We start from the raw sequence: 21,542 nt of genomic DNA, 5'->3' as shown, positions 1-21,542 counted from the left end.
AATGAAAACCTTCCATTTTGCCACCGCCGCGGTGCTTGCCATCGCGGCCATAGCTCCTACTGCCGTCGCCCAAAGCTCCTTGAGCTCTCTCGGTTCTAGCTCGTCTAGCTCGCGAGACTCGCGGCCGGCGGCGTCGACAAGCAAAAGCACGAAGCCGAAAGAACCACAGCTGAATGTGCGCGACGTGTATTCATGTCCTACGCCGGAGAAGGTACAGGGGCAGGCATCGTGGAAGGTCTATAACACCTCGGGGCTTGCGCTCACCGTCTACGTGGCAGATGATGCGGGCAACGCCTACCAGGTCCTCGAGCGTGTAGGCACCCCAGCCAAGCGCGCCTGGGCCCCGAAACTGCAGGACGGGACATACCACCTCACCTGCGTTTTCCACAATGATTCGGCCGTGAAATCTGATGATTTTGCGGTCACCGGTTCCACCATCACCGATGCTCCCAAGATGGTCCCCATTACTGACCGCGAGGTCGCGGCCGTGGCCATTCAGCAAGCGGACAGGCAGAAAAAGCGTGTGCCCGAGCTACAGAAGAAAGCCCACGCTCTTGCTAAAGCCACCTCGAAAGATCGCCGCGCTGCCCAAGCGGCCTACCTTGACTACCTCGAGACCTACCGATCCTTCGACGATTCCAGCGAGATGTGGCCGGGGCCCGGCTTGGAGGGATACATGGACGTCGAAAAGCTGCTGTGGTCCAGGCGCCCCGTCAAGGATGCGGCGAAGCCTGCCCGCGCGCTTGCCGACGCCGTCGATAAAACCGCCCGCGCCCTCGATACCTCCCATTTCGCCATTCCCGCCCCCGACTACGGGCTGCGCACCCATGAAGTAATGGAGGAATTCGAGCGCTTCGATATGCGCGGCGAACGCGATTTCGGCGCCCATGCCCTGCCCACCGTGCTGCGTGGCGATGTCATTTCAACCCGGCTGACGCTGGATGCCGTCCGCTCCCTTGTCGAGGGCCGTGGGCTCGATACCTCGCCCATCTATGAGCAGCTGGATGAGCTTGACAAGCTCGCCGCAGAGTTCGATAAAAAATATGACACCGCTTTTGATAAGTGGTCCCAGAAGGACCGGATGCGTGTGCAGTCCGCCGTCGCGCGTGCCAATGAACTGCTTGCCCCTGTCGCCACGATGACCGTAGTCAGAAGGATGGATTAGTGCCCTGCCCGTTTAATTTTTCCCGCCGCTCGTTCCTCTCTGGGCTCGCGGCCACCGCCGCGCTTTCTGGCCCGGCAGCAGCTGCCAATGCGCAGTCCAGCCTCGCGGGCTCTTCCTTTGGTTCCTCTAAGCGAAGCGAAGGCGCTGCTGACCATGCTTCTCCATCGCCGCGCACCGAGGCGGACGCTCCGCTCGAACTTCCTTTCCACGGCGAGCACCAGCAGGGGATCGTGACCCCAGCCCAAAAGTATTCCGAGGTCGTCGCCCTCGATGTACAGTTCACCGAGAAATCGCGCTTAGAGAAGTTGCTTCGCACCGTGACTGAGCGCGCCCGCATTCTCACCTCCGGCGGCGCTACTGCGGCCGATGGCATTGCCTATCCCGCCGGCGATTCCGGGGAGCTAGGACCGCAGCTTCCCACCGATAGTTTGTCCATTACCCTCGCCGTGGGCAATTCGCTTTTCGACGACCGCTTCGGTCTTAAACCCCACAAACCCGTCCACTTAAGTTCCATGCAGGCTTTCGCCGATGACACGTTGGAGGAGGAGCTATGCCACGGCGACCTCGCCCTGCAGATTTGCGCCGACCAGCACGACACCGTCATTCACGCGCTGCGCGATATCTTGCGGCACACCCGTGGAGATGTGGCCGTGCGTTGGCGCCAAAACGGTTATATGAATGAACCGCGGCCGTCTGGCACCCAGCGCAACCACCTTGGGTTTAAAGACGGCATCGTCAATCCAGCCGAAAAGGATCAGGACAAGCTGGTTTGGGCCGGTACGGACGAGCCGGACTGGGCCGCCGGCGGCAGCTATATGGTGGTTCGCTTCATCGCTATGTATACGGAATTCTGGGATCGCATCTCCATTGCTGAGCAGGAGCAAATCTTCGGCCGCGACCGTGCAACCGGTGGCCCGCTTTCCGGTGGCGACGAATATGCCGAGCCCAACTACCTCGACGATGCCACCGGCGATGTCATTCCCACCGACGCGCATATTCGCCTGGCGAATCCGCGTACGCCAGAAACCGCGGACCAGCTCATGCTGCGCCGCGCCTATAACTACGACAATGGCGTGCGCGATAACGGCACCCTCGATGTCGGTCTCGTCTTTATCTGCTTCCAGCAGGACTTGGAGCGTCAGTTCATTACGGTGCAAAAGCGCCTCGAAGGTGAACCCCTAGCGGACTATATCCGACCCTATGGTGGTGGCTATTTTTATGCTTTGCCCGGCGTCGCTGATGACTCCGACTTTTTCGGCCGCTCCCTCCTCCAAGCCTAGAAATGCTTCACCGACTCGCACTGTGCGGGAAAGCCGTGTGATCTGGGAAGCGTCCGCCCAAAAAATGAGGGCAGGGTCTTCAGCTTGAATTGGCCCACGGCGGGACCCAGACTATTCGGCCCCGCCGCCGCGCTAACCGGCCGCGCACCGGCGGGGCGTTCGGGTCATCGTCATTGACGCCGTTGTGGTACGGACACGCCACACTGAGATTCGCCATATTGGTCTCGCCGCCGTGTTTCCACGCCCGCAGATGATGAATCTGGCACTTATCTGCCGGATAATTGCACTCGGCCCACGGGCACGTGGGGTTTTCCGCGCTCGCCATCAGCCGCTGCTTGTCCGAGGCATGCCGCGAGGTGCGATACAGGTTCACCGGTCCCTCATAGGGATGGACGAGCGTGACAAGTCCGCAGTCGGCAAGGCGCTTTTCCACCAGTTTGGCACCGCTGATTTCGGCCCCATTGGTCAACCGCAGCGTAATTTCCTCGCCTCCACCGTCGAGGATTTCATCTAATTCATCGAGCTGGATGATGATATTCGTCATCGCGGCAGGGCGAGCCGTGGCCCCGCCGCGGAAGAAAATATTCTCCACGGAATCCAAGGGTTTCTCTTCGCTGATGCTGGCGTGCAGGTCAGCGATGAAATCGGAATCACCGGTAATCGAAAGCGTCGACGGCCCGCCCTTGCGCCGCGTCATCCGCACCCCCTTCTCCGGCTGCCGCGGCGGATACATCTCCTTCAACCGCGTGCGGGCAAGATGCTCCACATCCCGGTCTGTGGCACACAACTCCGACCGCAGCGCCCACGCGTCCCGCTTGGATTTCGTGCGGGAGACGTATTTTTCAATGAGCTTCAACGTGGCCAGGCAATGCGTGGTGGCCCGGCACGAGCGCTGCCGGCGGGTGAAGGAGGTGGGGCCAAAGTAGACGTCGGCAAGCGCGAGCAGGCTACGAGCTTCCTGCCGGGGCAGGCCCAGCCGACGCAGATCCGCCTCGCGCACGCCGGGGACCTCGCCGAGAAGCTCCATCGGCGAGGCAAGTTGGCGGGCGTAGTCTTGCAAGCGGGTCATGCCCGTGAGCATAAGACACCCCGCAAGGCCGCAGCAGCGCCCCCGCGTGAGCTTGTGGATAACTCGCCTCTCCCGTCACACCGCCCCCGAACCCACCCGGCAGCCTGTGGATAACCTGCGGTACCCTCGAATGCGAAAGCGAGAAAAGGAGCTCCCCATGTCTGACCCGACCAAGCGAATCCGTCCTACCAACCCCGGACGCCTGGCTGCCCCACGCCAGGCCCAGCAGCTGCCGCCCCTGCCGGTGACTCGGGCGCGCATTGGCGAGCGGATGGCCACCGAGGTTTTCCAGGAAATGGGCGAGGGGATGCTCGAGGAGTTGCAGAACTTCCGCCGCGATCTGCACCGCAACCCAGAGATTGGCCTGGATCTCCCGCGCACGCAAAAGAAGGTCTTGGAAGCGCTCGAAGGCCTGCCGCTGGAGATTCACGTGGGCCAGGATCTGAGCTCAGTGGTGGCCGTGTTGCGCGGCGGCCAGCGCGGCGAGCGGCCGGTGTCTGTGCTTTTGCGTGCGGACATGGACGCCCTCGAGGTACGCGAGCAGACCGGCAGCCCGTTTGCCTCGACGAATGGGTATATGCACGCCTGCGGACACGACCTGCACACCGCCGGCCTAGTGGGCGCGGCGCGGATTCTGTGTGAGCATCGGGAGGAGCTGCACGGCGATGTCACGTTTATGTTCCAGCCCGGGGAAGAAGGCCCAGGCGGCGCGTTGCCGATGATTGAAGAGGGCGTGCTCGACGCCGCTGGCCGACGCCCCATTGCTGCCTACGGCCTCCACGTTGGCCCGCAGGACCGCGGTACCTTCCACTATGTGCCAGGCCCGATGATGGCTAGCTCTTCCAACCTGACCATTACGGTGCTGGGCAAGGGCGGGCATGGCTCCCGCCCGCACGATGCTATTGACCCGGTAGCGGCGCTGGCGGAGATTCAAATGTCTTTGCAGACCGCACTGACCCGCCGCTTCGATGCGCTCGAGCCCATCGTTATTACCGTGACTAACCTGTGGGCGGGTGATGGCGCGTATAACGCCATCCCGGAGCGCGCAGCTTTGGGCGCTACGGTGCGCGTGCTGCGGGATGAGAAGATCGACGCCGTGCGGCAGATGATTACGGAGGTCTCCAGCTCCGTCGCTGCTTCGCACAGGTGCACCGCACAGGTGGATTTCGAGGTCTTGTACCCCACCACCAAGACGAATCCGCGGGAAAATCAGTTCGCTGCTACCTTGTGGAGCCAGATGTTTGGCACCGAAAACGTCCAGCCTTTCGATGCCCCGATGATGGCCTCCGAAGACTTCGGCTACGTCCTCGCGCAAGTGCCGGGCACGTTTATGTGGATGGGCACGGCCAATCCAGACAAGCCCGAAAATGAGCGCGAGTGGAACCACTCGCCGATGATGCGCTTTGATGACTCGGTGCTGGGAATGCAGTCCGCGGCACTGGCGGCCGTCGCATTTGAGCGCTTGGCCACCGAAAACGAGCACCCGTCCGCGCAGACGAAGGCCATGCGCGATGCGGCCGGGGTGCAAAAATAATTCATCCCTAGGGATTATGGCCGCTGGCTTAAGCTTGAGGCCATGGTCAGAACGAAGTGGAATACGGCGGGCATTGTGGCCGCCTGCGCGGTGGCGAATTGGCTCATCGGCATGGTGCTGATGAACCTCGACATTGAGGAGTATTCGCCGTCGTTTGCGGAGTATGGGCCCTATATCTGCACCAGCTTTGCGGTGGGCGTGCTGGGTATTTTCGCCCTGCCCTTTGCCCTGGAGCATCAGCCGCGCGAGCTTTCCGACGTCGACTATGCCGGCTCCACCCGCAGCTTCATCGCTGGGTGCATCGTATTGCTGGGGTCAAGCTCTTATTTTGGCGCGGTGAGCGGAGTCGTGGCTTTTATTTCCATGGTCTCGCGGCGCTCGACCTCGCGCTCGGTGGCCGCAGTGGCGTGCTTCGTGGCGGCATTTGCGATTGATACCATCTTCAACCCCTATATGAGCTGGGACGAGATCGGGTGGTTTGGTGCCATCTTCGTCGTGGTCGTGATGGTCGCGGGGTTATTGGTGGGCCAAAAGCGCGCCAATCTGCGCGAAACGCGGTGGCGAGTGGAACAACAAGCCCGGATGAACCGGGAAGAGATGCGCGCCAAGGTAGAACGCGCGCGGCAAGAGGAGCGCGAGAGCATCGCGCGGGATATGCACGATTCGCTCTCGCATCGGTTGAGCCTTGTGGCTATTCATGCGGGTGCGCTGAGCTATCCGCGCGAGGGCGTGCCGGCCGAGTTCACAGATGCAGCGCGCACCATCCGCACGGAGGCCCAGAACGCGGTCGAGGATTTGCGCACCGTTTTAAGTGCTTTGCGTGAAGATCTTTCCCAGGACCCACGCACTGGTCTAGAGGAGATGGTCGCGGCCGCGCGCGAGGCCGGCACGGAAGTGACGGTGACCTACGCGGACGGTGCCGGCCCGGACGTTTTTGCCGGGTTGCCCACGATGACCCAGCACACCGTGCACCGCGCAGTACAAGAGGGCCTGACGAACGCACGCAAGCACGCGCCCAGCCAGACGGTAAGCATCACGGTGCGTGAGACGAGCGGCGCGGTGGACATCGAGATGCGCAACCCGCTCCCGGCGGCTAAGGCCGATGATCGCGCGGGCAGTAGCGCCGGCGGCTACGGGCTGGTGGGCCTGCGCGAGCGCGTGGAGCTATCCGGCGGGCGCATGAATGTCCACGTCGGCGAAGAATGCGAGGAATTTGGATGGAGTATCCGTTTACCGCTAGCGCACAAGGAGGCCACACAATGAGTGAGATGAGCTGGCAGTTGCGCCATCCCGAATACGGGCTCATGCGCATCGACCTAGAAGAAACCACGGATCGTGAGGGGTGGACGGGAAAATACTTAGACTTTAAGCGCAGTCTTTTTACCTCCACCGTTGACGGAACTTCGCGCAAGCTCAGCTATACCGATACCGATGACTCGGCCTATAGCCTGGAATTCCTGCGCGGGCACCGCGACGATAACGCGCCCGAAGACACAGACCGCATCGAGCTGGTGGAGCGCCGCGGTTACGTCGTGCCGGAGTTTCGCGGGCAAGGTGCGAGGGTGATGTTTGCGGCGGTGGGGAAGGTGGACGTCGATAAGCGCCTGCATCGGGTGAATTTATGGACGTTGCTCTTGCAGACGGCTCTGACATTCATTGCGGCCACGCTAGTCATCGAATTTTTCCCCAGATTCTTCGAAAAACTAAACGATATTCTCGTTCCCTCGTTCCTCAACGGCGTAGTGGTGGGCCACGCCAAGATAGTGCCGGTAGCACTGGCAATGTTCATGGCACTTACAGTGGCATATACGCCCGTTGCGTCGACGTTTTGGCGGGCGCGGTGGAATCAACCAGTAGGAAAGGGAGCATGATGGCCGATGCCCTGCGCGTAGTGCTCGTCGATGACGAGGCTCTAGTCCGCAGCGGCCTGCGCCTGCTGCTATCCAACGCGCCCGATATCGAGGTCGTGGCCGAGGCGAGCAATGGCCGAGACGCGGTGGCTACCGTCCTCGACGCACAGCCCGATGTGGTGCTAATGGATATTCGCATGCCGGTCATGGATGGCATCGCGGCCGTGGAGAAGATTCTGTCGGTCCACGCTGTGCCGATAATCATGCTTACGGCCTTCGATACCGATTCCTTTATCCTGCGGGCCCTGCGCGCCGGGGCGGCCGGGTTCTTGCTCAAGTCGACGCCGCCGGAATCGCTCATGGCGGCCGTGCGTGCGGCCGCGGCGGGGCAGCCGTTGTTGAGCCCGCAGGTCGTCGACAAGCTGGTAGGCATGCAAGGCCCCGCGCTTTCCGACGCCCAATCCCACCACACCCGCACCGCTCGCACCCGGCTTTCCACTTTGAGCTCGCGCGAGCGGGAGATCGCCGGGTTGGTAGCCCAAGGCTTGAATAATCAAGACATCGCCGACCAACTGGTGGTGTCCCTGGCGACGGTGAAGTCGCATATGCAGCATATTTTGAAAAAGATCGGCGGTACCAGCCGCGTGCACATCGCCATTGTGGTCTTAGAGGCGCGTGGCTGAGGACGGAGAATCCTCCCTGCGGGGGATACCGCGCTGGCGGCGGGTCGGCTTAGACTGGTGCGCGTTATGAAGTTGTTCCGAAAATCCGACGAGATGCTCCAGCGCCCGCTGTGGCAGAAGCTCATCATTGCGGCGGTGGCAGTGATAGGCGATTTTGCCGTCTTTTCCGTCCGGTTTAGCGAGAGCGACGGATCGCCCGAAAGGCTGTTTATTTTTTTCGCGGCGACGATCGGAACGTGGATCTTATTGCCGTTTGCTCTCCGGCATGCTGCGCGGGAGCGTGACCCGCGCAGCGCACAGCCCGGCCCGCGCAGCGCGTTGGTAGCGGCGACGATCATTTCCGCAACGGTGTCGATTGCTGAGTCCCGCCCCTCGGTATATATAGCGGCATTTTCTGCGGCCTCGCGCCGCAGCCGGTTGTGGATGGCGACGGTATGTGCGGCCATGGTGGCCTCGGAGTTAGTCACTCTCGATTTATCTCGAAGCGAAGGGCTTAATGCTCCCGGGAAGCTGGGATTTTTCATTGCCATCATCCTCCCAGCAGTAGTGGTTTTAGTCGTCGGGTTGGTTCGCTCGAACCAAAAAGAGCGCACGATTGCGCTGCAGGCGCAGGCGGAGCTCACGCATGAGGAAATGACCACTCGGGAGAATTTTGCGCGGCAGGAGGAACGCGACCGGATTGCGCGGGATATGCACGATACGCTCTCGCATCGGCTGAGCATGATTGCGGTCTACGCCGGCGGGTTGGCCTACCGCAAAGACCTAGATCCGGAAGAGACGCGGAAGTCCGCGCGCACGATTCGCGATGAAGCCGAGGCCGCCGTGGGGGATCTGCGTGAGGCGCTGCACTCGCTGCGTAGCGAGGGGCGCATCGATCCGCGCGAGGGCGTGGAATCGCTGGTGGAGCGTTCCCGCCGGGCGGGCATGGATGTGGAGGTGCGCTACAAGCAGGGCGCGGGGCCGCAGTCGCTGGCGGAGCTTAGCACCATGGGTGGCCACGCGCTCAACCGCGCGGTGCAGGAGGGCCTGACTAACGCCCGCAAGCACGCGCCGGGCGAGCCAGTGACCATCACCATCGCCGCGCTTGCCGACGCCCTCATAATCACCATGTCCAACCCCGTCGCCCCAGCTGGGAAGAAGGGGAGTGGGAACAGTGGCGGGTACGGGATCGTCGGCATGCGCGAGCGCGCTAGCGTTGTGGGTGGATCATTACAGGTACAGGACGAGGAAGGACGCTTCTCGTGGACTCTGCGCCTGCCTAGGAAGGAAGAAAAGTGAGTGAGATTCGGGTAGTGCTCGTCGACGATGAGCCGCTGCTGCGCCACGGGCTGCGCATGATCTTGGAAGGCGCGCCGGGCATTAGCGTCATTGGCGAGGCCGGAAACGGCAAGGAGGGAGTCGAGCTCATCCTGGCCGAGGAGCCGGACGTGGTGTTGATGGATATTCGCATGCCGGTCATGGACGGCATCGAGGCGACGGCGCAGCTGCATTCGCTGGCCGGCGCACGGGATATCCCGGTGGTGATGCTTACCGCCTTTGATACCGACGAATTCATCCTGCACGCCCTGCGCGCAGGTGCCGTGGGCTTTTTGTTGAAGACGACGGCGCCGGAGGCGCTGGTGGCGTCGGTAAGAGCGGCGTCCCAAGGCCAGCAACAGCTCAGCCCGAAGGTGCTAGAAAACCTGGTGGGGCTGGCGGCCACGCCGCCGCAGCCGGAACAAGAGATGATTCAGCCCAGCGGGCTGGCCGAGCTGAGCGAGCGCGAAAATGAAATCGCCCAGCTGGTGGCCCAAGGACTGAGCAACGCCGAGATTGCCGAGCAGCTATTCATCTCCCTGACCACGGTCAAGACGCACATGAAGCACATCCTGGCCAAGATCGATGGCACCAACCGGGTACACATCGCAATTGCGGTGCTCGGCGGCTAGTCGCGGCTGGGCTGGCCTGGGCAACTAAGGCCGGCGGAAAATGGCGGAGGCTAGGCCCACCAGCGCGATGACGCCGACGATAAGGGACGCCACCGGCCAGTACTGCGGGAAGTACTTGAGCGTGTAGCCGAATACTTGGCCGTCATCGAACTGCTGCCATAGCGCGAAGGGCATCCACCACAGCTTGGTTAGCGCCAGGATGGCGCCCACCAAGCCGGCGGCGACGCGGCTGCCTCCGCGGAGGAAGAAGCTCGCCGCAACCAGCAGTACGCCCGCAATGGTCAGGGCGAATAGGAGGGGAGTTTCGGTGCCCAGCGGAGAGCCGCGCAGCAGGAACTCGTGGTCGATTGCGTGTTGCTCGATGAGGGTATATCCATCGAGGACAACGTCGTCTGGGATTCCCATAGGTTAATTCTCCTTAATTGTGCCCGGAGCGGCTGGGGCGCCTGAGGTGGCATAGGGAAGGCCGACGGAAACGCGGAAATCTGCCACCCTAGAACCGGGTTGTACGTCAATTATAGACAATTCTGTCTTAGAGGGCGTAGTCTGAAACCCTTGACTCGATGCAAGGAGACAGTGTGAGTATTACCGGACTTCTCACAGGCATCGCCTTCGGTGCTGTGTTGCAGCGCGGGCGCTTCTGCGTAACCGGTATGCTGCGCGATATTTTCCTCAATAAGACCTGGCGCGGCTTTACCGCCCTGCTCATTTTGATTTCCGTGCATGCCTTTGGCCTGACTCTGTTGACAGGCACGGGCGTGCTTTCGCCGGAGATTAGTGATTTTAAGCCGGTAGCCGTCATCGTGGGCGGCTTCATCTTTGGCCTCGGCATTATCTTGTCCGGCGGTTGTGCGTCCGGCACGTGGTACCGCTCGGCTGAGGGACTCGTCGGCTCGTGGATTGCACTGCTGTTTTATGGGCTTTCGGCCGCGGCCATGAAGTCCGGCCCGCTGTCCGGTGCCAATGATTGGTTCAAGCAGTGGAGCCTCCCAGTTACCACCATCCACGGCGCGCTGCATATCTCACCGTGGATCCTGGTGGCGGTCCTGTGGGTCGTGACCTTCCTGCTGTGGCGCCACTATCGCGCCAAAGACGCCGGCCGCCCCAAGGTGGACCTGGGACAGCCGTGGTACGCCAAGCCGCTGAACATGAATATCGCGGCCGTGCTCGTTGGCATCATTGGCACGGTGGGCTTTGTGCTCTCGGCCGACGCTGGCCGCAATGGCGGCCTCGGCATCACCACGCCGACCGCGGACATCGTTCGCTGGACCGCCACCGGCGATTCCGCCCGTATGAACTGGGGCACCCTGTTGGTTATCGGCCTATTGGTAGGCGCGTTTATCGCCGCCAAGTCCGCTGGTGAGTTCCGCGTGCGCGTGCCCGATGCGCAGACCGCGACCCGCGCTATTTGGGGCGGCATCATGATGGGCGTAGGCGCGTCGCTGGCCGGCGGCTGCACCGTGGGCAATGGCATGGTGGAGACCTCCCTGTTTAGCTTCCAGGGCTGGGTATCGCTGTTCTTTATGGCCTTGGGCGTCGGTGCGGGTGCGCGCCTGTGGCTCAAGCCGAAGAACGCGCAGAGCCGTGAGCCGCAGCAGCCGCAGACCTACTCCACCGAGGAATCCGTGGATAACAAGGTGGCTTCCGCCGAGGATAAGGTACTGCCGAGCTTTGCCACTGCCACCGGAGCGGTAGCGCTCAAGACTAAGCCGCAGGCGAAGAACAAGGCCCGCGCGCTGGGCGGCGGGCGCTATGCGCTCGATACCCTCGGCGCGGTGTGCCCGTTCCCGTTGATCGAGGCCAAGCAGGTCATGGCGGAGCTGGAGACTGGCGAGGCACTGGTTATTGACTTCGACTGCACCCAGGCCACCGAATCCATTCCGCAGTGGGCGGCTGATGAGGGCCATGAGATTCGTGATTTCCATCGCTCGGGGGATGCTGGCTGGCAGGTCACGGTGGTCAAGGGCGGCTAATTACATCATTGTCAGCTACTATGTGGAGGCAGAAGAATCGAGCGTGATTCTTGTGTCTCCTTTGTGGTTTGAAAGAAGTTATCGCATGCCCGAGTTTGATGATAATTCCACCGCTGTTGCGGATATTTTGCATGCCTTCGCCGTCTTTGAGCGCGAGGAAGAACACCTGCTGGACGCGGAACTGCGCCTCAACGTCTATGCCAGCTAGGCCATGATTCGCGTCTTTGCTGCGTTATCGCCCTCGGCCGCCGCGCGCGAGCATTTGGTGCATACGCTGCGGCCCATCCATGCGGCAACTACTAATGAGCTGCGCTGGACGGATCCGGATAATTGGCATGTGACCATGGCCTTTTATGGCGATCAGCCCAATGATGCCGCGGCGGTGCGCGAGCACCTAGCCCACGCGGTGGCTGGGCGCGGGGCGTTGGATGTGCACCTGAGCGGAGCGGGGAGCTTTGAGCAGCGCACGTTGTGGGTGGGCGTCGGCGGGCAGGCGCGCGGTGTGCGGGAGTTGATGGCGCAGTGCCAGCTTGCCGACGTCCCCTTTAGCCACCACCGCCCCCACCTCACCGTCGCGCGCGCTGGTCGGCGGACCCGTGAGCTGTGGGCGCTGGCGGATTATGTGCGTGCTTTATCGGTGTATCGGGGGCCGGATTTTCGCGCGGACAGGGTATGCCTGATGCAATCGCACCTCGGTGAGGGCCGCGGCGGTGGCCCACGCTACGAAGTTATAGAGGAGTATCCGCTGTTTTAAGCGGCGCGGGCGGTGCGGATTTCGCGGACGAGGGAATCAAGCTCCGCGCGGGTGGCCGTGCGGTCCGGGTGGGTGGTGCAGAAATCTAGCAGGAAGTAACCGGCATGTTGTATGGCAATGTGCCGGGCCCAGAATTGGCGCACGGCATCCGGGTTATCCACGGCGAGGGACTGGATGGCGCGGCGCTCCGAGAGCAGCTCGTATTGCAGGTCGCGGCGCGCGGACAGTACGGCATCTGGGGTATTGACAAAGAGCAGGCCGAGCAGGGTGGCCATGGACTCCATCGCGCGGACCTGCAGGCGAGCCTGATTGCGCACGGGGGCGCTGCGCTGCCACAGCCATAGCACCGCGGTGGCGATGAGGATGGACAAGATGATTTCGCCGCAGCGGGCCTGGATGGTCGGCCACAGGGGACGGGTGGCGGAATTGCCCATGAGGAGGGCGAGCGGGGTGGAGAAGATAACGCAGATGGCGTAGTTCTTGGCCACGAAGATTTCGGCGCAGAATTGGCACGCGGCCAGCGCGAGCAGGAGCGTCCACCCTTGAATGCCAAAGTAATGGAGGATAGAAAACAGCAGTACGCCGACGACAGAGCCGAGCATGCGGTGGATGCCGCGGACAGTGCCCGGCACGTGATCGGGTCCCCATTGCAGCATGAGGAAGGCAGAGACCACGCCCCAGTCCGGGCGGTCGAAGCCGAGGGTTAGGCCCACCAGCACGGTAATGGCCGCGGAAAGGACCACCTTTTGTGTCGTGACCATGGCGTGCGAATCCCGGACCGCGGCGCGATACAACCGGTAGCGGCCGGTGGGGCGGGTGTGCGGGATGGCAGTGCGATCCGGATCGACGTCGGTGACATTATCGGTGAGCTGATCGGAGTCGGCGCCCAAATCCAAGGCGCGATTATGCGCCACGATGGTGTGCTGGGCCGCGAGGGTGCGCTCTACTAGGTGGGCGCCCTGGGAGTCGATGATGCGGCCGCCGCGGATAATGCGGGCGTCGGAAAGCGCCTGCCAGGCAGCAAAGAGCGCGGTCTGCGCCTGGTGGTGGCGGGCCAAGGAATCGTCGCGGTCATCTTTGAATGCGGCCGCGGCCTTTTCCAGTGCGGCGACCGCGCGGCGCTCGGGGCCGTGGGAGTCAATAAGCGCCGGCGCCATGCCGAGCACGAGGCTGGCTACCATGCCGGTCAGCGCCCAAAAGAGCAGCTGGCCCACGGTGACATCGGTGCGCGCAAGCATCACCGAACCGCCGCCGACCATGACCAAGAAGAAGGTGCCCGGCGGCGGCAAGCGCAGGGCATTTTGGGCAAAGCCGCACACGGCGGCCAATGCCGTGGTGTATAAGCCTGCCAGCAGCAGCCACCAATGGCCGTGGCCAGGCGCAAAGATGAGGTGGCCTACTAGCACGCCCACGGCCGCGACGGTAATGAGTGCGGTGCCGGCGGTGAGCATGACGCGGGGGCGGGTGCGATAAGGGTGGCCCTCGCCAAAGATGACGGTGAACGCGCCGGTGGAAATGAGCAGGATGGCGTAGTCGTGGCCGGTCAGCAGCGCGATGGCGCCGGGAATGAGAATCGCCAAGCCCGCGCGCAGGGCACTGGGCCAGCGCACCGAGGCGCTATTAAACGTGGTGAGTAACTGGGTGGTGCTGGGGCGCTGCGGGATGGGATAGTCAAGCTGGGTGGCCACGGAGCAGCAGGATCCTTTCTCGGCGGAGTTATCTGACCCGACTACCTTACGCCCGAAGCCACCCGCTTTACATGTCGGCGGCCGCGATGAGCCGGCGCGTGTAGTCCGTGCTGGGCGAGGACCATACGGAGTCGGTCGCTCCGTGCTCGATGAGCCGGCCGCGGTCCAGGAACGCGACGCTATCGCATAGGTGGCGCACCACCGCGAGATCGTGGGTGACAAAGAGCAGGGTGAGCTTGCGCTTGGCGATGACCCCCGCCAAAAGCTCCAGCACCTGGGCGCGCACCGACATATCGAGGGCAGAGACAGCTTCATCGGCCAGCAAGATATCCGGCTCGCCGCACAGTGCGCGGGCGATGGAAATGCGTTGGCGCTGGCCACCGGAGAACTCGTGCGGGAAGCGATCGAGGCTCTCGGCCGGCAGGCCGACCTCCTCAAGCGCGGCCGCGGCGCGAGCGCGCTTGTCGGCCTTGCTGGGACTGCCGGGGATGGCCTCTGCGATGGATTTCCAGACTTTCAGCCGCGGGTTAAGCGAGCCCTGCGGGTCTTGGAAGACCATCTGCACGCGGCCGCGGACGTCGATGTCACCGCTCGTGGGCTGGTCGAGCCCGGCGATGAGCTTGAGCAGGCTGGTCTTGCCCGAGCCGGAGCCGCCCACGATGCCGAGGCGCTCGCCGTGGTGCACGCGCAGGTCGATGCCATCCAGTGCGGTATGTGCGGCGTGGACCTTGCTGACCCCGCGTAGCGTCACCAGCGCATCCTCCTCCGCCGTGGCAGGAGAAAGGCTCAGCTCCGGCGGCCGCGAGGAGGCGATGAGCGTGCGGGTATAGGGATGCTCGGGGTGGACAAGCACGCGCTCGGTGGGACCGGATTCCACCACCGCGCCCTGGTGCATGACTAGGACGTTGGGGCACATGCGGCGAATAACGCCCAGGTCATGGGTGATAAAGATCAGAGCGGTGCCGTGGGCCTTGGTCACCCGCTCGATAACGCGCAGCACGCCATCTTGGGTGGTGGCATCCAGCGCGGTGGTTGGTTCATCGCAGATGAGGAGGTCGGGGCGCCCGGCCATGGCCATGGCGATGAGCACGCGCTGGCGCTGCCCGCCGGAGAGCTGATGCGGGAACCGGGAGGCGACATCGGCGGCTAGGTCCACCTCGTCAAGCGCGGCCGCGCAATCGCGCACCCCGGCCTGGGAGAGCTGCGTGCCTATGCGCATGAGCGGATCCAGCGCGCTCATCGGCTCTTGGAAGACCATCGCCATGGTGGACCCGCGCAAGGGGCGGATGCGGGCATCGCGCGCGCCGATCACCTCGGTCCCATCCACGGTCACGGAGCCGTTGGCGCGCACCCCATCGGGCAGAAGGCCCATGATGGATAGCGCCGTGAGGGACTTGCCGGAGCCGGATTCACCAATGATGCCGAGCTTCTCGCCGGCCGCGAGCTCGACGTTAATGGGGCCTAGCAGGGCAGTGGTGGACCCGGTGGCGGTAACCGTCAGGTCATCTACGTGGAGCAGGCTCATCGCGCGGATCCTTTCAGGCGGGGATCGAGGAGGTCACGGAGGGCGTCGCCAAGCAGGTTAAAGCCCAGCACCGTGGCAGCAATGGCCAGCCCCGGCCAGAAGGCCTGCAGGGGAGCGGTGCCCAGCAGCGACTGGGAATCTTGCAGCATGCGGCCCCAAGAGGCCGCCGGTGGGGCGGTGCCCAGGCCGAGGTAGGACAGGCCGGCCTCGGCCAGGATGGCAAGGGCGAAATAGACGGAGGCCTGCACGATGAGCAGCCCGGTGAGGTTGGGAAGGATATGGCGCAGCGCCACCTTCCAACCCGGCACCGCGGAAATGCGCGCGGAGGAAATAAAGTCCTGCGTGATAACCTGCAGCGTGCCTGAACGCGCCACGCGGGCGAAGGAGGGAATGCCGGCGATGCCGATGGCAACCATGGCAGTCAGCGTCGAAGGGCCCCACACCGCGCCGGCAATAATCGCCAACAACAGCGCGGGGAAGGCAAGCAACAGATCCGCGCCGCGCATCACCAGGGCATCTACCCATGTGCCGCGGCGCATGCCGGCCAGGATGCCCAAGGGCACGCCCACGAGGGCGGCGATGCCCACCGCCACCAGACCGACAAAGACCGTAATCTGGGCTCCCGCCATGATGCGGGAGGCGGTATCGCGCCCAAAGCGGTCCGTGCCCAGGAGGTGCTCGGCGCTGGGACCGGCAAGGCGCACATCCGGGTGCGCCAGCGTCGGGTCATAGGGCGTCCACACCAGCGAAAGTAGCGCCACCAGCACCGTGGCGGCAACGAGGAAGGCGCCCAGCCAGCCAGAAAAACGCAGCTTCATTATTTCTCACCTGCCGTGATGCGAGGATCGATGAATCGGTAGGCCACATCCGTTAAGGCATTGACCACCAAGGCGAAGGCAACGAGCAGCATGACCAGGGTTTGCACCGTGGTTAGATCGCGCACCGATACCGCGTCCAAAAGCATGGAACCAATACCGGGGATGACAAAGACGGATTCGATCACCACCGCACCCACGACCATTGTGGTTAGCTGCACGCCGGCCACGGTAAGCACCGGCAGCGCCGCATTGCGCAGGCCATGGCGCTTTAGCGCCTCCCACGGGGACTGGCCGAGCGCACGAGCGGTGCGGATATAGTCTTGATTCAGTACATCAAGCACCGCCGAGCGCACGTAGCGCGTCAGCATTGCGCCTTGCACCACGGCCAGCGCAATGACCGGCAAAATAAGGTGGCGAATAAACTCGCCTGCGCCCTGGTTGGGCGGCACCCACCCATTGGCCGGCAGCCAGCCCAGATGGACGGCAAAGATAGCCACCAGAATGATGCCGAGGAGGAAGCTGGGCACCGCAATGCCCAGCTGCGTGCCGGCCGAAACCACATCCGCGCCGCGGGTACGGTTGCGCAGTGCCAACCACATACCCACCGGGATGGCCCCGGCCAGCGCAAGCAGCATCGCTAGGCCAATGAGGATGAGCGTGACCTGGGCGCGGTCTAGCACTAGCGGCGTAATATCCTGCTGCGAGGACAAAGACTGCCCAAAACTGCCGGTAAATAGGCCTTTTATCCACTCCCAATATTGGGTAAGCAGCGGGCGATCCAGGCCCAGCGCAGAGCTGAGCTCGTCGACGGCCTCTTCTGTCGCATTCACCCCCAGCGCCACCCGTGCCGGGTTGCCCGGCACCGCGCGCATGAGCGCGAAGATGATGATGGAGGCTACAAAGAGCGTTAACGCAAAGCGCAGCAGCGGGCGTACGATGGCGCGCCCCGTGGTAGGAAGGGAACTCATCGGGCCTCCTTTTCGGTGTTATCGGCGGCGGCAGCTTTGGCGTCCGCGTCCGCGCCGGCAGAAGTCAGGTCGCGCAGGATGAGCGCGTCGGTGACCTGATTCGGATGTAATCCGCGCACACCAGCGCGGGTGAGCACGATATTGGGCATATTCATTAACGTCAGCGCGCCAGCATCCGCCATGATCTGGTCCACGGCCTGCGCCATGAGCTTGGGGTAGTCCTTTTCGGGTGCGGAATCGGCTTGGGCCAAAAGCTCGCGGGTGCGCGGGGAATCGTAGTTGAGGTAATAATCCGGATCGCCGAACAAGGTGGGCACATCGCGCGGCTCCACGTGGGAGATGAGCGACATCTGATAGTCCTTAGCCCCTATCACCTGGCCTAGCCACACGGCCGGGAATTCGGCGGATTCCAGCGTCACCTTAAAACCAACCTCAGTAAGCTGCGAGTACAGCAGCTCGGCGACGGTCTGGGCGTAGGGTCGCGTCGGCGTGGTCAGTGTGATTTCGGCGCCTTTCGCGCCGGCCTCCGTGAGCAGCTGGCGGGCCTTATCTGGGTCGTAGTTGTAGTAGTGCTTGCCCTCGAACCACGGATCTGTGGGCGGGATCGGTGCGCCGCCGGTGTCCTTGGCCATGCCATTCCACAAAATGTCATTGGCCGCCGAGCGGTCCACGGCATAGGCCACGGCCTGGCGCACCCGTGGATCGTCGAAAGGCGCGCGGGCATTATTCATGGACAACAGCACCTCACCATTGGTGGTGCCGACCTCGGTAGCGATGCCCTCTTTGACGTCATCAAGAAGCTCCGGGTTTTGCACGCCCAAGACCACGTCTACGCCGCCGGCCTGCAGTGCATTGACCGAGGAGATGGTATCCGGGAAATAGCGCACCGTGACATCCCGCGCGGCGGGCTTTCCCCAATATTCGTCGCGAACGTGCAGCTCTACGAATTCCGAAGGCGCAAAGCGGGACACCTCATAGGGGCCGGTTCCCACTGGCTGCGCGGCGAGGTTATCCATGCCGTGTGGCGTCATCATCGCGCCGGTGGCCGTTCCCATGGACCATAGCCAGCCATTGGACGGCTGCTTGAGGTGCACTTTTAGCGTGTGATCCTCGGCTGCGGTGACCTTGTCTACCGGATCCATGGCGGCGGCGATTCCGTTGGTCCATTTCTCGCGCACGTAGTTAATGGAAAAGGCGGCGGTCTCAGCGTTAAAGGCATCGCCGTTGGAAAAGGTGACGCCCTCGCGCAGGTGGAAAGTATAGGTACGGGCATCGTCACTAATATCCCACGAAGTGGCAAGTCCTGGGGTAATGGAGCCGTCTTCATCGATGCGCACGAGGGTCTCGTAGACGTTATCCATAAGCACTGCGGGAATGGCGGCGCCACCGGTGGTGGTGAAATCCAGCGAGGTGGCGGCCGATGTAGAGGCCACGGTGAGGGCAGAAGGTGCGGTGTCGCTGCCTGCCTGGGTGGTATCAACCACCGCGGTATGGCCCGCGGAACATGCCGATAGTGTTCCTACAGCGGCCGCCATGGCGAGACTGCACAGCGCCCTACTGGCGCAAAATCTTCTCATAGAAAGTAGGGTAGCCGGTGGGTATAGCTGCCGTGAAACTTATGCAAAATTTCCAGGTGTGGGGATAACTTCTAGGGGTGAAACGCCCCCGCGCACGCTATTCATCGCCAGCTTCATGCGGTCCGCTCGGTAGAGATAGACCGCCAATTCCACCGGCTCGCCGGAGTGGTTGGAAATCTCCATCTGCAGCCGCCACAGCGGGGTACCCGTAGTCACGCCAAGCGCTTCGGCGTCTTCGGCATTGGCTTCCTCCAGTGTGAGTTCGCGGCGCACATTATCAAAGTCCACGCCGCAATCGCGCAGGCGCGCATGAATGGAGCCGGCATCCGCATCGAAATCTAGGATGTGCTTTCCCACCACCATGGGGAAATACATCCGCTCGATGGCAATGGGGTGGTCCTCGGTATAGCGCACGCGGTGGACAAATACGACATTTTGTTCTGGGTCTACGCGCAGAAAGCGGCTGATATCCCGCGGCGCGCGGCGGCGAGCCAGCCACAGGGTGTGCTGCTGCGGATTCACGTCATATTCGCTTAGCCAACTGGAAATGGAATAGATGGACTCAAAAAGCTCGGCCTGGGTGGAGGCCAAAACGGTAGAGCGGCGCCCGCGGCCAGAGGACACCAGCCCTTCGGCCCGCAAAGCCGCTACCGCTTGGCGCACGGGTCCGCGGGAAGAAGAAAACTTCTCGCATAAATCTGCTTCGCTAGGTAGAAAATGGCCTGGTTGCAGCACGCCAGAGCGGATCTGTTCTCGCAGGTAGTCCGCGATCTTTTTATGTTGCTGTTTATCGCGTGGGCTCATTCAACCTTTGTCCTTAGTTTCTCCGGGGCCTTTCCCAGCGGAGCGAAACACAGTAATGCTATTCCATTTTGCAAAGGCGCGCTAATGCAATGAAGCTACCGAGCATGCGAGCCCCGCCCGGTCGAGGGGAAAGCAAAGGAAAAGGCCACGCGCCGTCCGACCAGCGCCGAGTTAGTAGGCGAGCACGCTAGGCTAAGTGTCCGTGGACGAGAGCACCGAAACGATTGAAGTACGCGCGGCCAGCGGCAGCGTGCGCCTAGGCAAGGCGGTAACGGTGGCGGTCATCATCGCCGTTGCCCTGCTTGTAATCGGTGGGGTGCTTATTTACTCGGCGCTGCAGGAACCGGCTGGTACGCGCCTGCACTTCGTTTATCTCATTGCCGCGCTCATGCCCCTAGGCGGGGCGTTGTGCGCCATGTTGGCGGTGGTGGCCTCAGGGCGGCGCAGGACGCGTCCGGTGCTGCGCATCGGTGAGGAGATTTCCTTGCCCCACCAGCGGACCAGTTTCGTCGCCTCCGAGCTAGAGCGCGTGCAGTTCTATTCGCTCGAGTCGGATCAGAATTTTCTTGCGCTAATCCCAGGCGGGGTGCACGTTTCTACCTTGGCAGAAGCCCAGCGGTATTCGGCCCGCCTGCCGGAGCAGGCGAACCTGGGTCCGCGGGAACTCGAGGGAAAGCTCCGGGAAAGGTTTCCCGGCATTCCCATCGACCACCTGGGCCAAGTGCGGGCCGAAGACTAGCTCGGGGTGCCGGCTACGCGTGCCGGATCGAGCTGCCAGCCCTGCGCGAGCAGCTGCATATTCTTGATTACTTCCTCGTGCGAGCTGGACTGTAGCGAGACCATGAGCTCATCGGCCTTGGCGTGCTCTTGGAAGGTATCGAGGTAGGCGGCCACCTCGTCGGCGGTGCCGACGGCGGAGTACTTCAGCATGTCTAGGATCTGCTGGCCCTGGTACGAGCCGACGATCTGCTCTACCTGCTCATCGGTGAGGTGCTTGCCGCGGCCGGCGAAGGCCTTGACGCGGTTGAAGCACACGCGCTCGTATTCTTCCTGTGCCTCTTGGGTGGTATCGGCGGCGGTGACGTTGACGCCGGCGATGACATAGGGTTTGCTAAAACGCTCGGAGGGCTGGAAGTGCTCGCGGTAGTAGGTGGTGGCCTGCTCGAGGTGCTGCGGGGCAAAGTGGGAGGCAAAGGCATAAGGCAGGCCGAGCTTGGCGGCCAGCGAGGCGCCGAACATGGACGAGCCCAAAATATAGATTGGCACGTTGGTATTCGCACCAGGAATGGCGCTGACCCCAGGGATATAGGACTTGCCCTCGAGGTAGGAGTTGAGCTCCTTGACGTCCTCGGGGAAGCGCTCGGCAGAGTGGGCGTCACGGCGCAGCGCGCGGCCCAGGGTATTCATGTCCGTACCGGGGGCGCGGCCCACGCCCAAGTCAATGCGCTCGGGGTACATCTCCTCCAAGGTGCCGAATTGCTCGGCGATGACATAAGGCGAGTGGTTGGGCAGCATCACGCCGCCGGAGCCCAAGCGGATGCGCTCGGTCTTCGCACCGATGTGGGCGATGAGCACGGCCGGGGAAGAGGACATGATGGACTTCATATTGTGGTGCTCGGTGTACCACATGCGGGAGTACCCCAGTTTTTCTGCTTCCTGTGCCAATTGCACGGAGCGGGCAATGGACTGGGCCGGGGTTTCGCCCTCATAGATGGTGCAGAAGTCCAAGACGGAAAGATGCGCGCGTTCGGTCACGGGGAGGGCCTTCCTTTGCTTCGGTGGATGCTCTATAAGTTTTCTCCTTCCAACGGTACGCGCCACCCGACTATTCCGGGCGGGGCCATACAGCAAGGCTGCGTGGGGAGCTAGAGACGCACAGAAAACTCCCCTCCGCCTCGGCGCTGCGGGGCAGCGGAGAGAGGGGAG

21 protein-coding genes are annotated in these 21,542 nt (G+C 62.8%); 12 read left to right on the top strand and 9 right to left on the bottom strand.

The annotated features are described in order from the left end of the window. Position 1: 1 nt before the first annotated feature. Positions 2-1,165 carry an EfeM/EfeO family lipoprotein gene (locus tag ACP8J1_RS09095; RefSeq protein WP_023020962.1) on the top strand — a complete coding sequence of 388 codons (1,164 nt, stop codon included), beginning with the start codon at positions 2-4 and terminating at the stop codon, positions 1,163-1,165. Then, positions 1,165-2,445: an iron uptake transporter deferrochelatase/peroxidase subunit gene (gene efeB, locus ACP8J1_RS09090; RefSeq protein WP_023020963.1), complete on the top strand. Its 1,281-nt coding sequence runs from the start codon at positions 1,165-1,167 to the stop codon at positions 2,443-2,445. Before ACP8J1_RS09095 ends, efeB begins: the two co-directional genes overlap by 1 nt. A 79-nt stretch (positions 2,446-2,524) precedes the next feature. On the opposite strand, the gene ACP8J1_RS09085 is transcribed toward efeB, so the two are convergent. Further along, entirely contained in the window at positions 2,525-3,514 is a 990-nt protein-coding gene (locus tag ACP8J1_RS09085; RefSeq protein ID WP_034655946.1) for an HNH endonuclease signature motif containing protein, read from the bottom strand. A 157-nt stretch (positions 3,515-3,671) separates the two neighbouring features. On the opposite strand from ACP8J1_RS09085, the gene ACP8J1_RS09080 reads away from it, so the two are divergent. The 6 genes from ACP8J1_RS09080 (at position 3,672) to ACP8J1_RS09055 (ending at position 9,509) form a co-directional block, all read left to right on the top strand. Next, positions 3,672-5,048 (top strand): M20 metallopeptidase family protein, encoded by a 1,377-nt coding sequence (locus tag ACP8J1_RS09080; RefSeq protein WP_023020965.1) that lies wholly within the window; start codon positions 3,672-3,674, stop codon positions 5,046-5,048. 42 nt (positions 5,049-5,090) lie between these two features. After that, positions 5,091-6,311 carry a sensor histidine kinase gene (locus ACP8J1_RS09075; RefSeq protein WP_023020966.1) on the top strand — a complete coding sequence of 407 codons (1,221 nt, stop codon included), beginning with the start codon at positions 5,091-5,093 and terminating at the stop codon, positions 6,309-6,311. Further along, the gene (locus ACP8J1_RS09070) at positions 6,308-6,919 is read left to right on the top strand and encodes a hypothetical protein (protein ID WP_023020967.1); all 612 of its coding nucleotides are present in this window, start codon (positions 6,308-6,310) and stop codon (positions 6,917-6,919) included. The genes ACP8J1_RS09075 and ACP8J1_RS09070 overlap by 4 nt, the downstream gene beginning before the upstream one ends. Next, positions 6,916-7,581, top strand: coding sequence for a response regulator (locus tag ACP8J1_RS09065; protein WP_023020968.1), 666 nt, complete (start codon positions 6,916-6,918; stop codon positions 7,579-7,581). The genes ACP8J1_RS09070 and ACP8J1_RS09065 overlap by 4 nt, the downstream gene beginning before the upstream one ends. A gap of 66 nt (positions 7,582-7,647) precedes the next feature. Further along, positions 7,648-8,859 (top strand): sensor histidine kinase, encoded by a 1,212-nt coding sequence (locus tag ACP8J1_RS09060; protein WP_023027889.1) that lies wholly within the window; start codon positions 7,648-7,650, stop codon positions 8,857-8,859. Then, positions 8,856-9,509 (top strand): response regulator, encoded by a 654-nt coding sequence (locus ACP8J1_RS09055; RefSeq protein WP_023020970.1) that lies wholly within the window; start codon positions 8,856-8,858, stop codon positions 9,507-9,509. Before ACP8J1_RS09060 ends, ACP8J1_RS09055 begins: the two co-directional genes overlap by 4 nt. A 24-nt stretch (positions 9,510-9,533) precedes the next feature. Here the strand turns inward: ACP8J1_RS09055 and ACP8J1_RS09050 are convergent, their stop codons facing one another. Further along, a complete protein-coding gene (locus ACP8J1_RS09050) occupies positions 9,534-9,914 on the bottom strand; it encodes a hypothetical protein (RefSeq protein WP_023020971.1) in 381 nt (126 codons plus the stop codon). Between the two features lie 173 nt (positions 9,915-10,087). On the opposite strand from ACP8J1_RS09050, the gene ACP8J1_RS09045 reads away from it, so the two are divergent. From ACP8J1_RS09045 to thpR, 3 genes are all read left to right on the top strand, one after another. Continuing rightward, positions 10,088-11,482, top strand: a complete 1,395-nt coding sequence (locus tag ACP8J1_RS09045) for a YeeE/YedE thiosulfate transporter family protein (protein WP_023020972.1) — start codon at positions 10,088-10,090, stop codon at positions 11,480-11,482. A gap of 85 nt (positions 11,483-11,567) precedes the next feature. Continuing rightward, positions 11,568-11,690, top strand: a complete 123-nt coding sequence (locus tag ACP8J1_RS09040) for a hypothetical protein (protein WP_255342548.1) — start codon at positions 11,568-11,570, stop codon at positions 11,688-11,690. Between the two features lie 3 nt (positions 11,691-11,693). After that, positions 11,694-12,236, top strand: a complete 543-nt coding sequence (thpR, locus tag ACP8J1_RS09035; protein ID WP_023020974.1) for an RNA 2',3'-cyclic phosphodiesterase — start codon at positions 11,694-11,696, stop codon at positions 12,234-12,236. Here the strand turns inward: thpR and ACP8J1_RS09030 are convergent. From ACP8J1_RS09030 to ACP8J1_RS09005, 6 genes are all read right to left on the bottom strand, one after another. Next, positions 12,233-13,924, bottom strand: coding sequence for an FUSC family protein (locus ACP8J1_RS09030; protein ID WP_023020975.1), 1,692 nt, complete (start codon positions 13,922-13,924; stop codon positions 12,233-12,235). The genes thpR and ACP8J1_RS09030 overlap by 4 nt on opposite strands. A gap of 67 nt (positions 13,925-13,991) precedes the next feature. After that, complete coding sequence (locus ACP8J1_RS09025; RefSeq protein WP_302517980.1) at positions 13,992-15,449, bottom strand: ATP-binding cassette domain-containing protein; 1,458 nt, start codon at positions 15,447-15,449, stop codon at positions 13,992-13,994. After that, a complete protein-coding gene (locus ACP8J1_RS09020) occupies positions 15,446-16,267 on the bottom strand; it encodes an ABC transporter permease (RefSeq protein WP_023020977.1) in 822 nt (273 codons plus the stop codon). The genes ACP8J1_RS09025 and ACP8J1_RS09020 overlap by 4 nt, the downstream gene beginning before the upstream one ends. Further along, the gene (locus ACP8J1_RS09015) at positions 16,267-17,235 is read right to left on the bottom strand and encodes an ABC transporter permease (RefSeq protein ID WP_023020978.1); all 969 of its coding nucleotides are present in this window, start codon (positions 17,233-17,235) and stop codon (positions 16,267-16,269) included. Before ACP8J1_RS09015 ends, ACP8J1_RS09020 begins: the two co-directional genes overlap by 1 nt. Further along, positions 17,232-18,812: an ABC transporter substrate-binding protein gene (locus ACP8J1_RS09010; protein ID WP_232212608.1), complete on the bottom strand. Its 1,581-nt coding sequence runs from the start codon at positions 18,810-18,812 to the stop codon at positions 17,232-17,234. Before ACP8J1_RS09010 ends, ACP8J1_RS09015 begins: the two co-directional genes overlap by 4 nt. A gap of 39 nt (positions 18,813-18,851) precedes the next feature. Continuing rightward, a complete protein-coding gene (locus ACP8J1_RS09005; RefSeq protein ID WP_023020980.1) occupies positions 18,852-19,616 on the bottom strand; it encodes a GntR family transcriptional regulator in 765 nt (254 codons plus the stop codon). Positions 19,617-19,818: 202 nt separating this feature from the next. Between ACP8J1_RS09005 and ACP8J1_RS09000 the strand changes: the two genes are divergently transcribed. After that, positions 19,819-20,355 carry a hypothetical protein gene (locus tag ACP8J1_RS09000; RefSeq protein WP_023020981.1) on the top strand — a complete coding sequence of 179 codons (537 nt, stop codon included), beginning with the start codon at positions 19,819-19,821 and terminating at the stop codon, positions 20,353-20,355. On the opposite strand, the gene ACP8J1_RS08995 is transcribed toward ACP8J1_RS09000, so the two are convergent. Continuing rightward, positions 20,352-21,371, bottom strand: a complete 1,020-nt coding sequence (locus ACP8J1_RS08995) for an LLM class flavin-dependent oxidoreductase (RefSeq protein WP_023020982.1) — start codon at positions 21,369-21,371, stop codon at positions 20,352-20,354. The two genes, ACP8J1_RS09000 and ACP8J1_RS08995, sit on opposite strands and share 4 nt — an antisense overlap. Positions 21,372-21,542: the final 171 nt, after the last annotated feature.

The sequence above is a fragment of the Corynebacterium sp. LaCa_205 genome, assembly GCF_057458085.1.
Note: the sequence above shows the minus strand (reverse complement) of the source record. Positions and strands in the feature narration are given on the sequence as shown.

What these genes read in the sequence shown, in the direction of transcription:
- ACP8J1_RS09010 (WP_232212608.1), bottom strand. Translation starts at nt 18,812, where the DNA reads ATGAGAAGATTTTGCGCCAGTAGGGCGCTGTGCAGTCTCGCCATGGCG.
- ACP8J1_RS09040 (WP_255342548.1), top strand. Translation starts at nt 11,568, where the DNA reads ATGCCCGAGTTTGATGATAATTCCACCGCTGTTGCGGATATTTTGCAT.
- ACP8J1_RS09085 (WP_034655946.1), bottom strand. Translation starts at nt 3,514, where the DNA reads ATGACCCGCTTGCAAGACTACGCCCGCCAACTTGCCTCGCCGATGGAG.
- ACP8J1_RS09080 (WP_023020965.1), top strand. Translation starts at nt 3,672, where the DNA reads ATGTCTGACCCGACCAAGCGAATCCGTCCTACCAACCCCGGACGCCTG.
- ACP8J1_RS09050 (WP_023020971.1), bottom strand. Translation starts at nt 9,914, where the DNA reads ATGGGAATCCCAGACGACGTTGTCCTCGATGGATATACCCTCATCGAG.
- ACP8J1_RS09025 (WP_302517980.1), bottom strand. Translation starts at nt 15,449, where the DNA reads ATGAGCCTGCTCCACGTAGATGACCTGACGGTTACCGCCACCGGGTCC.
- thpR (WP_023020974.1), top strand. Translation starts at nt 11,694, where the DNA reads ATGATTCGCGTCTTTGCTGCGTTATCGCCCTCGGCCGCCGCGCGCGAG.
- ACP8J1_RS09005 (WP_023020980.1), bottom strand. Translation starts at nt 19,616, where the DNA reads ATGAGCCCACGCGATAAACAGCAACATAAAAAGATCGCGGACTACCTG.
- ACP8J1_RS09060 (WP_023027889.1), top strand. Translation starts at nt 7,648, where the DNA reads ATGAAGTTGTTCCGAAAATCCGACGAGATGCTCCAGCGCCCGCTGTGG.
- ACP8J1_RS09065 (WP_023020968.1), top strand. Translation starts at nt 6,916, where the DNA reads ATGATGGCCGATGCCCTGCGCGTAGTGCTCGTCGATGACGAGGCTCTA.
- ACP8J1_RS09020 (WP_023020977.1), bottom strand. Translation starts at nt 16,267, where the DNA reads ATGAAGCTGCGTTTTTCTGGCTGGCTGGGCGCCTTCCTCGTTGCCGCC.
- ACP8J1_RS09075 (WP_023020966.1), top strand. Translation starts at nt 5,091, where the DNA reads ATGGTCAGAACGAAGTGGAATACGGCGGGCATTGTGGCCGCCTGCGCG.
- ACP8J1_RS09015 (WP_023020978.1), bottom strand. Translation starts at nt 17,235, where the DNA reads ATGAGTTCCCTTCCTACCACGGGGCGCGCCATCGTACGCCCGCTGCTG.
- ACP8J1_RS09070 (WP_023020967.1), top strand. Translation starts at nt 6,308, where the DNA reads ATGAGTGAGATGAGCTGGCAGTTGCGCCATCCCGAATACGGGCTCATG.
- ACP8J1_RS09095 (WP_023020962.1), top strand. Translation starts at nt 2, where the DNA reads ATGAAAACCTTCCATTTTGCCACCGCCGCGGTGCTTGCCATCGCGGCC.